The organism is Lysobacter sp. Root667 (assembly GCF_001427715.1).
Classification (GTDB): Bacteria; Pseudomonadota; Gammaproteobacteria; order Xanthomonadales; family Xanthomonadaceae; genus Lysobacter.
In genome coordinates this window covers 59,098-72,246 of the sequence record NZ_LMHF01000015.1, presented here as the reverse complement: position 1 = coordinate 72,246, position 13,149 = coordinate 59,098, and the positions used below count along the sequence as shown (strand labels likewise).

Genomic DNA, 13,149 nt, shown 5'->3' with positions numbered 1-13,149 from the left:
GGCACGGGCGCGATCCGGCCCGGGCCGCGCTGCGACGCAATCGCATCTCCCAGCATCCATGGAATGCCCGAACGGTCGCAGCACCGGTGCGGGTCGGTATCGAGCGCGCCCGGCTTGCCGCTAAGCTGAGCGCGCCGTGACTGCGGCCCCGCCCGGGAACGAATCCAGTTCCCGGCCTGTCAACCGAAAGCGGCCACGCGCGTTGCCGCCTCCATACCTTCCAGCCAGAACCTCATGAGCGCAGCCCGCAAGCCGCAGTCGTCCGTTCGCAAATCCTCGCCCTGGATCCGCCGCGCCGTCGTCGCCGCGGTGCTGCTGGCCCTCGCCGGCGGCGGCTATTACTACTACCGCCAGCGCAACGCCGAGGCCGAGGCCGCGGCCTACCGCACGGCCAAGGTCGAGCGCGGCGACATCCGGGTCGCGATCTCGGCCACCGGCGCGCTCGCCGCGATCTCGACCGTCGACGTCGGCAGCCAGATTTCCGGCCAGGTCACCGACGTGCTCGTGGACTTCAACGACCGCGTGACCAAGGGCCAGGTGATCGCCAAGATCGATCCCAGCACCTATCAGGCGCAGATCGCGCAGGGTTCGGCCCAGGTCAACAGCGCTCGCGCCGGCCTTGCCACCGCGCAGGCGACGCTGCGCAACGCCGAGCTCGATTTCCAGCGCAAGTCGGCCCTGGTCGAACGCCAGCTGGTCGCGCGCAGCGACGCCGACCTGGCCCGCGCCGCGCGCGATCAGGCGCGCGCGCAGGTCGCTGCGGCGCAGGCGCAGATCAACCAGCAGATCGCCTCGACCCAGACCTCGCGCCTGAACCTGGAGCGCACCGTGATCCGTGCGCCGGTCGACGGCGTGGTGCTCACCCGCACGGTCGAGCCGGGCCAGACCGTCGCCGCCAGCCTGCAGTCGCCGGTGCTGTTCCAGATCGCCGAAGACCTGTCGAAGATGGAGATCGTGCTGGCCATCGACGAAGCCGACATCGGCCAGGTCAAGGCCGGGCAGAGCGTCAGCTTCACCGTCGATTCCTTCCCCGACCGGCAGTTCCGCGGCAAGGTCCAGCAGGTGCGCATATCGGCGACCAACACCAGCAACGTCATCACCTATCCGGTGGTGGTGTCGGTGGACAACGCCGAGCAAAGCCTGCTGCCGGGCATGACCGCCAACGCCGAGATCGAAGTCAGCCGTCGCGACGACGTGCTGCGGGTCAGCAACGCCGCGCTGCGCTACAAGCCGGCCGAAGAGGACGCGGGCGCGCAGACCCAGGCCGGTCCGGGCGGTCCCGGTGGCCAGGGCGGCGGGGCGCGCGGCGGTATGGCTACCGACCTGCCGCGCGTGGCGCAGCAGCTCAAGCTCTCGCCACAGCAGCAGGTCGTGTTCGACGCCGCGCTGGAGGCGATGAAGCAGCGCTCGGCCGCGCGACAGGCCACGCCTGCCGCGAATGGAGGCGGCAGCGCGCTGTTCGGCGGCGGTCGGGGTCCCGGCGGCCCCGGTGGCGGCATCGTGATCCGCGGTGGCGGCGGCAGTGCCGGCGCGGCGATGGGCGCGCTGCGCCAGCGCATGCAGGAACGTTTCAACCAGCAGTTCGCCGAATTCCGCGCCGCCCTCGATCCGCAGCAGCAGGCGCGCTGGGACAGCGAAATCGCGGCCCTGCTCAATGCGCGCCGTGCGCCGTTGTACAAGCTGGTGAACGGCAAGCCCGAGCAGGTCATGGTCCGGGTCGGCGCCAGCGACGGCAGCTGGACCGAGGTTTCGGGCAACATCCAGCAGGGCGACGAAGTCGTCGTCGGCAGCGGGCGCAGCGCGAAATGAGCGAGGCGGCCGCCACCGCCGCCGGCGCGGTGATCGAAACGCGCGCGCTGGGCAAGGTCTATTCGCCCGGCACCGAGGCCGAAGTGGTCGCGCTGCACGGCGTCGACCTGCGCATCGCGCGCGGCGATTTCGTCGCGATCATGGGCCCGTCGGGTTCGGGCAAGTCGACCCTGATGAATCTGATCGGCTGCCTGGACACGCCCAGCAGCGGCCAATACCTGTGCGACGGCGTCGATGTGGCCACGCTCGACGCCGAGGAACGCGCGGTGCTGCGGTTGGAGAAGATCGGTTTCGTGTTCCAGGGCTTCAATCTGCTGCCGCGCATGAGCGCGCTGGAGAACGTGGCGATGCCGATGGGGTACGCCAACGTGCCGCGCGAGGAGCGCATGCAGCGCGCGCGCGAGGCCCTGGCGGCGGTCGGCCTGGCCGAACGCGCCGGACACCGGCCCAGCGAGCTGTCCGGTGGTCAGCAGCAGCGCGTGGCGATCGCGCGCGCGCTGATCAACCGGCCGCCGATCCTGCTCGCCGACGAACCCACCGGGGCGCTGGACACCAAAACCGGCGAAGAGATCCTGGCCCTGTTCAAACGTCTGCAAGCCGAAGACCACACCGTCGTGCTGATCACCCACGACCCCGACGTCGCCGCCCACTGCGACCGCGTGTTCGCGATGCGCGACGGCGAACTGCACGAGCAGCGCGAGGCGTCGGCATGAACTTCCTCGAAGTCCTGCGCACCGCGGTGTTCGCCCTGCGCGGCAACTGGCTGCGCAGCGCCTTGACCTCGCTGGGCGTGATCATCGGCATCGCCGCGGTGATCGTGATGGTCTCGGTCGGGCAGGGCACCCAGGCCGAGATCGACAAGCTGGTCTCGGGCCTGGGCTCGAACCGGCTCGACATCAGCTCCGGCGCCGGCCGCGGCGCCGGCGGCGCGCGCCAGAGCGCATCGAGTTTCTTCACCTTGAACGAAGGCGACGTCGAGGCGATCCGCGAAGAAGTGCCGGAAGTGCAGTACGCCGCCGGTTCGCTGCGCGGCGGCACGCAGGTCGTCTACGCCGAGAACAACTGGTCGACACAGTGGCAGGGCGTGCAGCCGGATTTCTTCGAGATCAACGGCTGGACCATCGCCGCGGGCAACGGCTTCGAGTCGCGCGACTACAGCGGCGGCGGCAAATCGGTGATCCTGGGCGAGACCGTGCGCCGCGAACTGTTCGGCGACGAGGACGCGGTCGGCCAGACCATCCGTCTGGGGCGGGTGCCGTTCACCGTGGTCGGCACGCTCAAGCCCAAAGGCCAGGGCGGTTTCGGCCAGGACCAGGACGACGTGCTGCTGGTGCCGCTGGAAACCGGCCGCCGCCGCCTGCTCGGCGCGATGGGCCTGCCGCCCGGCGCGGTCATGCAGATCGCTGTCGGGGTCGGCCGCGCCGAAGACGTGGACTACGCGCAGGGCGAGATCGAGGCCCTGCTGCGCCAGCGCCACAAGATACAGCCCGGTGCCGATGACGATTTCAACGTGCGCAACATCGCCGAAGTCGTGGCCACGCGCACCGCCACCACCAACCTGATGTCCAAATTGCTGGGCGCGGTGGCGACGATCTGCCTGATCATCGGCGGCATCGGCATCATGAACATCATGCTGGTGTCGGTGACCGAGCGTATCCGCGAGATCGGCCTGCGCATGGCGGTCGGCGCCGGTCCCGGCGACATCCGCCGCCAGTTCCTGGCGGAGGCGATGGTGATCGCGATGATAGGCGGCGTGATCGGCATCGCGATCGGCGTGGTCGGCGCGCTGCTGGTCGGAAAACTCGGCGCGCTGCCGGTGGCGCTGAACGCGCAGGTGGTCGGGCTGGCCGCGGCGTTCTCGATCGCGACCGGCCTGTTCTTCGGCTACTACCCGGCGCGCAAGGCTTCGCTGCTGGACCCGATCGAGGCGCTGCGGCAGCAGTAGCGGTTCATCCTCGCGGCGTGCCGCGCCGGCCACGACCACCGGCACGGGCGGGCGCCGCAGCGGCCTGGCATCGTGCGCCGGACGACCCGGAGCGGAGTGGACATGAGCAAGTGGCGGCTATTGGCGCTGTTGTTGTTGCAGGCGTTCGGCGCGCAGGCCGCGGACCTGGCGGCGTCGCCGACGACGGTGACCATCCTCGGCGTCGATCATGCCGCGCAACTGGTCTCCGAGCGCGACCAGCCGGCGCTGCTGGAGGCGTTCCTGGATCGCGTCGAACCCGATGCGGTCTGCATCGAGCGCGCGCCCGAATCGTACGCGCGCAACGACTACTACGAGTTCACCTACGAGGTCCAGGACGTGGTGGTGCCGTTCGCGCGCCGCAGCGGGATCGAGCTGTGCCCGATCGACTGGGAGCCGCCGATCGAAGACCAGCGCCTGGGTTTCGGCATGAGCTTGGACGTGCCGCCGGAGCTGCGCCTGCTCAAGGGCTTCCCCAGCTTTCTCAGCTTCGGGCCGGAGGCGCTGAAGCGGGATTTCTTCCGTGCCGACGATCCGGCCAATCTGCAGAAGGTTACGAATTGGGCGTCGACCCCGGCCGCGCGCGGCAAGGACGATCTGCCGCGCCGGCTGTATTTGTACCGGACCTATATGCAGGCGCGCCGCATCGCCGCGGCCGCGCGCGCGCATCCGGGCGGCACGGTGGCGGTGGTCGTCGGCGAGTTCCACAAGCACGACATCGAGGCGATCCTGAAGGACGAGCCGGGCCTGCGCCTGGTCCAGCCCTCGAGCTTCGGGCGCCCCAGCGCGGGCGACATCGCCGCGCACGACCGGACCGAATACCGCGCCGCCATCGCCAGCTTCAACTTGCTGGGCCTGCAATCGCTGTCGGGTGCGGTGGACTACGGTTACGTCGCGCGCGCCGTGGAAGCGCTGGAAGCGAACGGCGCCACCGCGCAGACGCGGCTGTTCCGGACCCGCCTGGATCTGCTGCAGGGACGGATCCGGCGCGAGGAAGCCGTCGAGCGCTATCGCGCCATCGCTGCCGAGGCCGGCGATGCGAAGTTCTCCTGGAACGGGGTCAAGGACGCCGCGCGCGTGGATTCCTACTTCGATCCGTTCGGCAATCTCGATGTGCGCCGGCGTGCCTGGTTGGAAGCCGCGCGGGAGACCTGGGCCATGGGCGACGGCGCCGCTGCGAACGCCTTGCTCGACGCTTGCGCCGACGGACTGAGCCCGCGCCAGCGCAATCAGCTGCGGGCTTACTGGGAGCGCGACGTGGCGACTACGGCGGCCAAGCGGCCCTAGCATCCCCAAGCGTCGCGCCGGCGGCTATCCTCGCCTTAGTCGAAGGAGACCGCCATGCGCCTGCCGATCCTGCTGTTGAGCCTCGCCGCCATGTCCAGCACTGCCGCCCACGCCCAAACCCCGCCTGCCGGCGAACGCCCGATCGCCCTGGTGATCCACGGCGGCGCCGGCTTCGTGCCGCGCGATTCGCTCAGCGAAGCCGACCGCAAGGCCGCGCACGCCGATCTCAATCGCGCCCTGGACGCCGGCTACGACGTGCTCAAGGGCGGCGGCAGCGCGCTGGACGCGGTCTCGGCGACGATCGTGGTGCTGGAGGATTCGCCGATCTTCAACGCCGGCAAGGGCGCGGTGTTCAATGCGCGCGGTGGTCACGAGCTGGACGCGTCGATCATGGAAGGCCACACCCGCCGCGCCGGCGCGGTTGCCGGCGTCACCACGGTCAAGAACCCGATCAAGCTGGCGCGCGCAGTGATGGAGCACAGCCCACACGTGATGATGGCCGGTGCCGGCGCCGAGGCGTTCGCCGATACGCGGCCGGAGATCAAGCGCGTACCCAACAGTTATTTCGACACCTCCAAGCGCCGCGAGCAGTTGGAGAAGGCGCAGCGCGAGGAGGCGGCCAAGGGCAAGCGCGAAGCCAACGCTGCCGGCGAAGCGCCCAAATACTTCGGCACCGTGGGCGCGGTCGCGCTGGATCGCCAGGGCCACATCGCCGCGGCCACCAGCACCGGCGGCATGACCAACAAGCGCTACGGCCGCGTCGGCGATTCGCCGGTGATCGGCGCCGGCACCTGGGCCGACGATCGCTGCGGCGTGTCGGGCACGGGTTGGGGCGAGTTCTACATCCGCTACAACGTCGCCCACGACATCTGCGCGCGCGTGGCTTATCGCGGCGACAGTTTGCAGGCGGCCGCGGACGAGGTGGTCAATAAGCTGGTGCCCGCGGCCGGCGGCGACGGTGGCGCGATCGCGCTGGACCGCGAAGGCCATATCGCGATGCCGTTCAACAGCGGCAGCATGTTCCGCGGCTGGATCAAGCCCGATGGCAGCCGTGGGACGGCGATACACGAAGAGGAGTGAGGCTCGGCGCTAGCGCTGAACTTCAACCTCGTTCCGGAAAAATCTGACGCCGTGCATCGAGCTCCTCTCCCGCGTGCGGGAGAGGGGTTGGGGTGAGGGTGCGTCGCGAGCGTCGAACTTCACCCGCCGCCCTCGGCCCTCATCCGCCCTGCGGGCACCTTCTCCCGCAGGCGGGAGAAGGGAAATGCAGAAGCGGTGCCGCATCCCGGAACGGAAGTCGGACGCTGTGCATCGAGCCCCTCTCCCGCCTGCGGGAGAGGGGTTGGGGTGAGGGTGCGTCACGAGCGTCGAACTCCACCCGCCGCCCTCCGCCCTCATCCGCCCTGCGGGCACCTTCTCCCGCAGGCGGGAGAAGGGAAATGCAAAAGCGGCGCCGCGGTCGGCGGCGCGGCCTTACCAGGTTACGCCCCCTGCTGCTGCGACCACTCCTGCATGCGGCTCTGCATCTCCTCCTCCGACACGTCCTCGACATGCGTGGCCAGAGTCCATTTGTGGCCGAAGGGATCGACGATGGTGCCGGTGCGGTCGCCCCAGAACTGGTTCTGCAGCGGCTTGTCGACCTTGCCGCCGGCCTTGACCGCCTTGTCGAACGCGGCGTCGGCGTCGGCGACGTAGATCATGAAAGCGGTGGTCGCGCCGCCGCGGGTCTTGGGGCTGAGCGCGTTCATCTCCGGCCACTCGTCGGACATCATGATCACCGAGTCGCCGATGCGGATCTCGGCGTGGCCGATCTTGTCGCCCATCGGCAGGCGATAGATTTCGGTCGCGTCGAGCGCGCGCACGTAAAAGTCGATCGCGGCGGCGGCATCGTGGACGATCACGTAGGGCGTGACGCTGTGGTAGCCGTCGGGGCGGGGCTGTACTGCCATGTCGGTGTCTCCTGGGTGGGCGAAATGGGTTGGAATCGGTTGGCTGAAATCGGTTGGGCGGAATCGGTTGGGCGGAATCGGCCAAATCGCCAGCGGCCGGTCGGTCCGCGAGTATCGGATCGACCGCGGTCCGATGAGCTGCTCGGCGGCGAGGATGCTGAACGGTTCGATTCTCGGAGGCTGAGACGGCGGCGGCTCGGCGCGGGCCATCGGCGCCGCGGCGTTAGGGGTATTCAGATCGGTCCTGGGATCGGACGCACGGCCGAATGCGGTCGTCGATGCCGAGACCTCCCGGATCGAGCCCCAGCGCATGCCGGCCGCGTCGTCCTCGGCCCGAGCCAGCGGCCGCGCGCTCATCGCCGGCCGCGACCTCGGCCCGCGTGCCGCGCCGGGTCTCCAGACCGGCGAGCCGTACACAGCGGGACATGGCCCTGCTCCCGAGTGGTCCGGGGCGGCGAGGGTAGCGCCGGCGGCGCTAAGCGGACGCGAAAACCCCGTGTCGGCCCCGTGACCGCCGCATCCAGCACGGTCCCGCCGGGGCGACCGGGCGGGGCTTGTGGCAAAATCCATGCCCTGTAGCGGCCGCCGGCTGCGCCCACCGGCCCGTCCGGAGAGAGCCCGACCCCTCATGCCCATGACCGAGCAGTCCCGCCGCGGCCGCGCCGCCGCGTCGCCCTCCCTGCCGAGCCCGTGCCCGGTCGCTCCCTTGCTTCCCGCTGCCTGAGGCCGCCATGGCAGACGAATTCGGCCACATGCCGCGCGGTCCTGTGCGCGTTCTCAAAGCGGCGAAGTGGTCCATGCAGGGCCTGCGCGCGGCCTGGCTGCACGAATCCTCGTTCAGGCTCGAAGTCTGCCTGTTCGTGGTGCTTGCGCCGCTGGGCTGGTGGCTGGGCCAGACCCCGGTCGAGCGCGTGCTGCTGATCGGCTCGATGCTGCTGGTGCTGAGCATCGAACTGTTGAACTCCGCGGTCGAAGCCGTGATCGAACGCTACGGCCCGGAATTCCACGAACTCGCCGGCCGCGCCAAGGACATGGGCTCGGCGGCGGTGTTCGTGCTGATGATGAATGTGTTGCTGATCTGGGGCGCGATCGTCGTGCCGCGCCTGTTCTGAGCGCCGCCGCCCCACACCCGCCGCGCGCCGCGTGCGCGCCCGAAACGTTTTGCAAAGCCTAGGAAATCCGCAAGTGATTGAGATGCTCTCCGATCCGCAAGTCTGGATCACCCTGGTCACCCTGAGCGCGATCGAGATCGTGCTCGGCATCGACAACCTCGTCTTCATCTCGATCGCGGTCAGCAAGCTGCCGTACGCGCAGCGCGAGAAGGCGCGCAAGTTCGGTATCGCCGTGGCCTGCATCACGCGTATCGCCCTGCTGTTGACCCTGGCCTGGCTGGCGGGCCTGACCAGCGACCTGTTCTCGGTGTTCGGCCAGGGCATCTCGGTGCGCGATCTGGTCCTGATCCTGGGCGGCGCGTTCCTGCTGGTGAAGGGCTCGATGGAAATCCGCGACCTGGTCGCCGGCGAAGACGAGTCCGAGGACATCCACACCAAGCCGGCGGTGTCGTTCATGGCGGTGATCGCGCAGATCGCGGTGATCGACATCGTGTTCTCGCTGGACTCGGTGATCGCCGCGGTCGGCATGGCCAGCCACACCCCGGTGATGGTCGCGGCGATCCTGCTAGCGGTAGCGGTGATGCTGCTGGCGTCCAAGCCGCTGGGCGAGTTCATCGACCGCAACCCGACCATCAAGATGCTGGCGCTGGCCTTCATCGTCCTGGTCGGCGTGTATCTGATCGCCGACGGCTTCGAGCTGCACATTCCGAAGGGCTACATCTACGGCGCGATGGGCTTCTCCGCCCTGGTCGAGTGCCTCAACCTGTGGGCCAAGCGCCGCGCCCAGGCCCGGGTCCAGGCCGACTGAGCCGCTCCGGCCCGCGGCGTCGCCGGTCCGGCGACGCCGCAGCCTGCGCGCGACCCTCACGCGCCGTCCATTGCAAGGCGCGGACGCGGGTGTTGGAATGCTCCATCCTCACGAAGGAGTTGCGCCATGCGTAAGCTCATGATGTCGCTGCTGTTGGTCTCGGCGGCCGCGCTGCTCAGCGGTTGCGGCTACAACACGATCCAGCAGAAGGACGAAGCGGTGAAGGCGTCCTGGTCGCAGGTGCTCAACGTCTACAAGCGACGTGCCGATCTGGTGCCAAACCTGGTCGCGACCGTGAAGGGATATGCCAGTCACGAGCAGCAGGTGCTGACCCAGGTCACCGAAGCGCGCTCCAAGGTCGGCAGCATCAACGTCAATGCCGACGATCCGGCCTCGGTGCAGCAGTTCGAGCAGGCGCAGGGCGAACTCAAGAGCGCGATCGGCCGCCTGCTGGTGGTCAGCGAAAACTATCCGCAGCTCAAGGCCGACCAGAACTTCCTGCAGCTGCAGGCGCAGCTGGAAGGCACCGAGAACCGCATCACCGTGGAGCGCCAGCGCTACATCCAGTCGGTGCAGGACTACAACACCTACGTGCGTTCGTTCCCGCAGAACCTGACCGCGATGATCTTCGGCTACAAGGCCAAGCCCAACTTCTCGGTCGAGAACGAGCAGCAGATCCAGGAAGCGCCCAAGGTCGAATTCGGTCAGCCGGCCGCGCAGCCGGCGCCGCAGCAGCAGCCGGCTCCTCAGCAGCCTGCTCCTCAGCAGCAGCCGGCCCCGGCGGGCTGAGCGGCGCGGCGGCGGACGCCGGGCGATGATGCGGCGACTCGCGATGGCAGGCCGCGCCTCCTGGCGCGGCTGGGCCTTGCTGCTGACTCTGTGGCTGGTCTGCGCGGTCGCACAGGCGCAGACGCTGGCGCCGATCCCGCCCTTGGATTCGCCGGTGATCGACACCACCGGCACCCTCGACGCCGCGACCCGCCAGAGCCTGGAAGCGCAGGCGCGCGCGCTGCAGCAGCGCAAGGGCAGCCAACTTCAGATCCTGATCGTTCCGAGCACCCAGCCGGAAGAGATTTCGCAGTACTCGGTGCGCGCCTACGACCAGTACAAGCTCGGCCGTAGCGGTACCAACGACGGCGCGCTGCTGGTGGTCGCCAAGGGCGACCGGCGCGCCTGGATCACCACCGGTTACGGCCTGGAGGGGGCGATCCCGGACGCGACCGCGTTCCGCGTGATCCAGGAATACCTGCTGCCGAAATTCCGCGCCGGCGACTATGCCGGCGGCGTCACCGACGCCAGCGCGGCGCTGGTCAAGCTGATCGACGGCGAAGACCTGCCGCCGCCGATGGCCGACCACCGCGTCCAGGACGACGGCGGTGGCGGCTTCCTGTTCGCCCTGTTTGCGGCCTTCATCGTCGCCCAGGTCGCTCGCGGCATCTTCGGCCGCGCGCCGCGGCCGCTGCGCGCCGTGCTCGGCGCCGGCGCGGCCGGCGGAGTGGCCTGGTTGATCTCGTCCCTGTTGCTGGTCGGCGGCATCGGCGCGCTGATCGGCCTGGTGATGGGCCTGATCAGCGCACCCAGCGGCCGTTTCGCCCGCGACGCGGGCTGGGGCGGCTGGGGTGGAGGCGGCGGCGGTTGGGGAGGCGGAGGTTTCGGTGGTGGCGGCGGTGGTGGCGGTGGCTGGTCAGGCGGTGGCGGCATGACCGGCGGCGGCGGAGCGGGAGGCAGCTGGTGAACGGAGGCCCGCACTGATGCGACTGCTCAAGCACCTGTTCGCGCCGTCCGCGCAACGCTTGTTCCCGGAAGAGCGCCTGCGCCGCATCGCCGCGGCGATCGCCGCCAGCGAACTGCGCCATACCGGCGAAATCTGCTTCGCGGTCGAGCCCGGCCTGCACCCGCGCGCCGTCTGGGCCGGGCGCCAGGCCCGCGCCGCGGCGATGGACGCGTTCGCCCAGCTGCGGGTCTGGGATACGCGCGCCAACAACGGCGTGCTGCTGTACCTGCTGCTGGCCGATCACCGCATCGAGATCGTCGCCGACCGCGGCTTCGACGGCCTGGTCAGCGCCGAGCAGTGGCGCGGCGTCTGCCAGCTGGTCGAGGATCGGCTGCGCGCCGGCGACCCGGAGGCGGCGGTACTGGGCGGGATCGAGGCGATGTCGGCGCTGCTGGCCGAGCACTACCCGCGCGCCGAGGGCGATCAGGACAGCAACGAGCTGCCGGACCTGCCGCGGATCCTCTGAGCCGGTCTCGGCGGTCGCCTTGGCTTGCTGCGGGCGCGAAGTGAGTCGCGATCGGGCGGTGGCGGCTTGCGCAGGGCGATGGGCTGGCTTGGTCGCGGCTGACGCCGCTCCTACCCCAAGGCCTGGTCGCGCGGGCGGTGGTCGTCGGGCCGGCCGCGACGCATCGTTCCGTCGCAATCGCGGGCCGGTCGGTATCGGGCGAGGCACGCTTCATTTCCCTCGGGCACAATACCGGCATCCCCAACCGCCGGGCCGCTGCACCGCATGATCTACCTGCACCAGATCGATCCGATCGCCGTCCATCTCGGCCCGCTGCAAGTGCATTGGTACGGGATCATGTACCTCATCGGCTTCGGCCTGGCCTGGTGGCTGGGGCAGCGCCGGGTGCGCGCCGGGCGCCTGCCGGGCGTGAACGAACAGGCCTACGGCGATCTGCTGTTCTACGCCATGCTCGGCGTGGTGCTGGGCGGCCGCTTCGGCTACGTGCTGTTCTACGCCTTCGGCGACCTGCTGCAGGACCCGCTGATGCTGTTCCGCATCTGGGAAGGCGGCATGAGCTTCCACGGCGGCCTGATCGGCGTGATGGCCGCATCGCTGTGGTGGGCGCGCAAGCACCGCCTGCATTTCTTCGACGTGATGGATTTCGTCGCCCCGCTGGTGCCGCCGGGCCTGGGCTTCGGCCGCATCGGCAACTACATCGGCGGCGAGCTCTGGGGCAAGTTCACCGAGGCCGGCTGGGGCGTGATCTTCCCGCGCGCGCCGGAGTTCGCCAACTGGACCACGCAACAGATCCAGAGCCAGTACGCGAGCGGCGCCCTCAATCATTTCGCCCGCCATCCTTCGCAGCTGTACCAGGCCGCGCTCGAAGGCCTGACCATGTTCGCGCTGCTGTGGTGGTATTCCAGCAAGCCGCGTCCGCGTTACGCGGTGTCGGGCCTGTTCGCGCTGCTGTACGGCTGCTTCCGTTTCCTGGTCGAGTTCGTGCGCGTGCCCGACGCCAAGCCCGGCTATATCGCCTTCGGCTGGCTGACCATGGGCCAGCTGCTGAGCGTGCCGCTGATCCTGCTCGGCCTGTACTGGCTGTGGCGCTCGCACAGCTCGCCGACCCTGCAACCGCAACCCGCCGCAGCCGCGAAGGACTGAGCCATGCGTCAGTATCTCGATCTGTTGCGCCACGTACTCGAACACGGCAGCGAAAAGTCCGACCGTACCGGCACCGGCACGCGCAGCGTGTTCGGCTGGCAGCTGCGCTTCGATCTGAACCAGGGTTTCCCGCTGGTCACGACCAAGAAGCTGCACCTGCGCTCGATCGTGCACGAGCTGCTGTGGTTCCTGCAGGGCGACACCAACATCGCCTACCTGAAGGAAAACAAGGTCGGCATCTGGGACGAATGGGCCGACGCCGACGGCGAGCTGGGCCCGGTCTACGGCAAGCAGTGGCGGCGCTGGGCCGGAGCGGACGGGGTCGAGATCGACCAGATCCGCTGGGTCGTCGACGAGATCAAGCGCAATCCCGATTCGCGCCGGCTGATCGTCAGCGCCTGGAACGTCACCGACCTGCCGCGCATGGCGCTGATGCCCTGCCACACCATGTTCCAGTTCTACGTCGCCGACGGAAAGCTCAGCTGCCAGCTGTACCAGCGCAGCGGCGACATCTTCCTGGGCGTGCCGTTCAACATCGCCAGCTACGCCCTGCTGACCCATATGGTCGCGCAGGTCTGCGGGCTGGGCGTGGGCGACTTCGTCCACACCCTGGGGGACGCCCACCTGTATTCCAATCACTACGAGCAGGCACGCGAGCAGTTGTCGCGCGAACCGCGCGCGCTGCCGACGCTGAAGCTCAATCCGCAGGTGAACGACATCTTCGGCTTCCGCTACGACGACATCGCGATCGAACACTACGATCCGCTGCCGGCGATCAAGGCGCCGGTCGCGGTCTGAGCGAACCGCCCGGGGGGGACGGACGATGAGGCGAAGGGGA

The 13,149-nt window shown here is 69.3% G+C and carries 13 protein-coding genes; 12 read left to right on the top strand and 1 reads right to left on the bottom strand.

Annotated elements, in window-relative coordinates; all coding sequences use genetic code 11:
• The first annotated feature begins 234 nt into the window (after nt 1-234).
• From ASD78_RS18045 to ASD78_RS18025, 5 genes are all read left to right on the top strand, one after another.
• Nucleotides 235-1,809, top strand: a complete 1,575-nt coding sequence (locus ASD78_RS18045; RefSeq protein WP_056104020.1) for an efflux RND transporter periplasmic adaptor subunit — start codon at nt 235-237, stop codon at nt 1,807-1,809.
• On the top strand, nt 1,806-2,522 hold the full coding sequence (locus ASD78_RS18040) for an ABC transporter ATP-binding protein (protein ID WP_055900575.1): 717 nt from the start codon (nt 1,806-1,808) through the stop codon (nt 2,520-2,522). Before ASD78_RS18045 ends, ASD78_RS18040 begins: the two co-directional genes overlap by 4 nt.
• On the top strand, nt 2,519-3,754 hold the full coding sequence (locus tag ASD78_RS18035) for an ABC transporter permease (RefSeq protein WP_055900577.1): 1,236 nt from the start codon (nt 2,519-2,521) through the stop codon (nt 3,752-3,754). Before ASD78_RS18040 ends, ASD78_RS18035 begins: the two co-directional genes overlap by 4 nt.
• Nucleotides 3,755-3,856: 102 nt before the next feature.
• Nucleotides 3,857-5,059, top strand: coding sequence for a hypothetical protein (locus ASD78_RS18030; RefSeq protein WP_056104017.1), 1,203 nt, complete (start codon nt 3,857-3,859; stop codon nt 5,057-5,059).
• A gap of 54 nt (nt 5,060-5,113) precedes the next feature.
• On the top strand, nt 5,114-6,139 hold the full coding sequence (locus tag ASD78_RS18025) for an isoaspartyl peptidase/L-asparaginase (RefSeq protein ID WP_082575707.1): 1,026 nt from the start codon (nt 5,114-5,116) through the stop codon (nt 6,137-6,139).
• A gap of 401 nt (nt 6,140-6,540) precedes the next feature.
• Here ASD78_RS18025 and ASD78_RS18020 read toward each other — a convergent pair whose 3' ends face one another.
• A complete protein-coding gene (locus tag ASD78_RS18020) occupies nt 6,541-7,008 on the bottom strand; it encodes a VOC family protein (RefSeq protein ID WP_055900583.1) in 468 nt (155 codons plus the stop codon).
• A 731-nt stretch (nt 7,009-7,739) separates the two neighbouring features.
• Here ASD78_RS18020 and ASD78_RS18015 point away from each other — a divergent pair.
• From ASD78_RS18015 to ASD78_RS17985, 7 genes are all read left to right on the top strand, one after another.
• Nucleotides 7,740-8,120, top strand: coding sequence for a diacylglycerol kinase (locus tag ASD78_RS18015; RefSeq protein WP_055900586.1), 381 nt, complete (start codon nt 7,740-7,742; stop codon nt 8,118-8,120).
• Between the two features lie 82 nt (nt 8,121-8,202).
• Nucleotides 8,203-8,928, top strand: a complete 726-nt coding sequence (locus ASD78_RS18010; protein ID WP_055900589.1) for a TerC family protein — start codon at nt 8,203-8,205, stop codon at nt 8,926-8,928.
• Nucleotides 8,929-9,054: 126 nt separating this feature from the next.
• Nucleotides 9,055-9,717: a LemA family protein gene (locus tag ASD78_RS18005; protein WP_055900592.1), complete on the top strand. Its 663-nt coding sequence runs from the start codon at nt 9,055-9,057 to the stop codon at nt 9,715-9,717.
• A 43-nt stretch (nt 9,718-9,760) separates the two neighbouring features.
• A complete protein-coding gene (locus ASD78_RS18000; protein WP_056104015.1) occupies nt 9,761-10,663 on the top strand; it encodes a TPM domain-containing protein in 903 nt (300 codons plus the stop codon).
• 16 nt (nt 10,664-10,679) lie between these two features.
• Complete coding sequence (locus tag ASD78_RS17995; protein WP_056104013.1) at nt 10,680-11,168, top strand: TPM domain-containing protein; 489 nt, start codon at nt 10,680-10,682, stop codon at nt 11,166-11,168.
• A 264-nt stretch (nt 11,169-11,432) separates the two neighbouring features.
• Complete coding sequence (gene lgt / locus ASD78_RS17990; RefSeq protein WP_056104011.1) at nt 11,433-12,311, top strand: prolipoprotein diacylglyceryl transferase; 879 nt, start codon at nt 11,433-11,435, stop codon at nt 12,309-12,311.
• A 3-nt stretch (nt 12,312-12,314) separates the two neighbouring features.
• Complete coding sequence (locus ASD78_RS17985) at nt 12,315-13,109, top strand: thymidylate synthase (protein WP_056104008.1); 795 nt, start codon at nt 12,315-12,317, stop codon at nt 13,107-13,109.
• The last annotated feature ends 40 nt before the right edge of the window (nt 13,110-13,149 follow it).

Bases quoted from the DNA above. Each gene is read 5' to 3' on its own strand.
- ASD78_RS18045 (WP_056104020.1), top strand. From the start codon at position 235: ATGAGCGCAGCCCGCAAGCCGCAGTCGTCCGTTCGCAAATCCTCGCCC.
- ASD78_RS18040 (WP_055900575.1), top strand. From the start codon at position 1,806: ATGAGCGAGGCGGCCGCCACCGCCGCCGGCGCGGTGATCGAAACGCGC.
- ASD78_RS18035 (WP_055900577.1), top strand. From the start codon at position 2,519: ATGAACTTCCTCGAAGTCCTGCGCACCGCGGTGTTCGCCCTGCGCGGC.
- ASD78_RS18030 (WP_056104017.1), top strand. From the start codon at position 3,857: ATGAGCAAGTGGCGGCTATTGGCGCTGTTGTTGTTGCAGGCGTTCGGC.
- ASD78_RS18025 (WP_082575707.1), top strand. From the start codon at position 5,114: ATGCGCCTGCCGATCCTGCTGTTGAGCCTCGCCGCCATGTCCAGCACT.
- ASD78_RS18020 (WP_055900583.1), bottom strand. From the start codon at position 7,008: ATGGCAGTACAGCCCCGCCCCGACGGCTACCACAGCGTCACGCCCTAC.
- ASD78_RS18015 (WP_055900586.1), top strand. From the start codon at position 7,740: ATGGCAGACGAATTCGGCCACATGCCGCGCGGTCCTGTGCGCGTTCTC.
- ASD78_RS18010 (WP_055900589.1), top strand. From the start codon at position 8,203: ATGCTCTCCGATCCGCAAGTCTGGATCACCCTGGTCACCCTGAGCGCG.
- ASD78_RS18005 (WP_055900592.1), top strand. From the start codon at position 9,055: ATGCGTAAGCTCATGATGTCGCTGCTGTTGGTCTCGGCGGCCGCGCTG.
- ASD78_RS18000 (WP_056104015.1), top strand. From the start codon at position 9,761: ATGGCAGGCCGCGCCTCCTGGCGCGGCTGGGCCTTGCTGCTGACTCTG.
- ASD78_RS17995 (WP_056104013.1), top strand. From the start codon at position 10,680: ATGCGACTGCTCAAGCACCTGTTCGCGCCGTCCGCGCAACGCTTGTTC.
- lgt (WP_056104011.1), top strand. From the start codon at position 11,433: ATGATCTACCTGCACCAGATCGATCCGATCGCCGTCCATCTCGGCCCG.
- ASD78_RS17985 (WP_056104008.1), top strand. From the start codon at position 12,315: ATGCGTCAGTATCTCGATCTGTTGCGCCACGTACTCGAACACGGCAGC.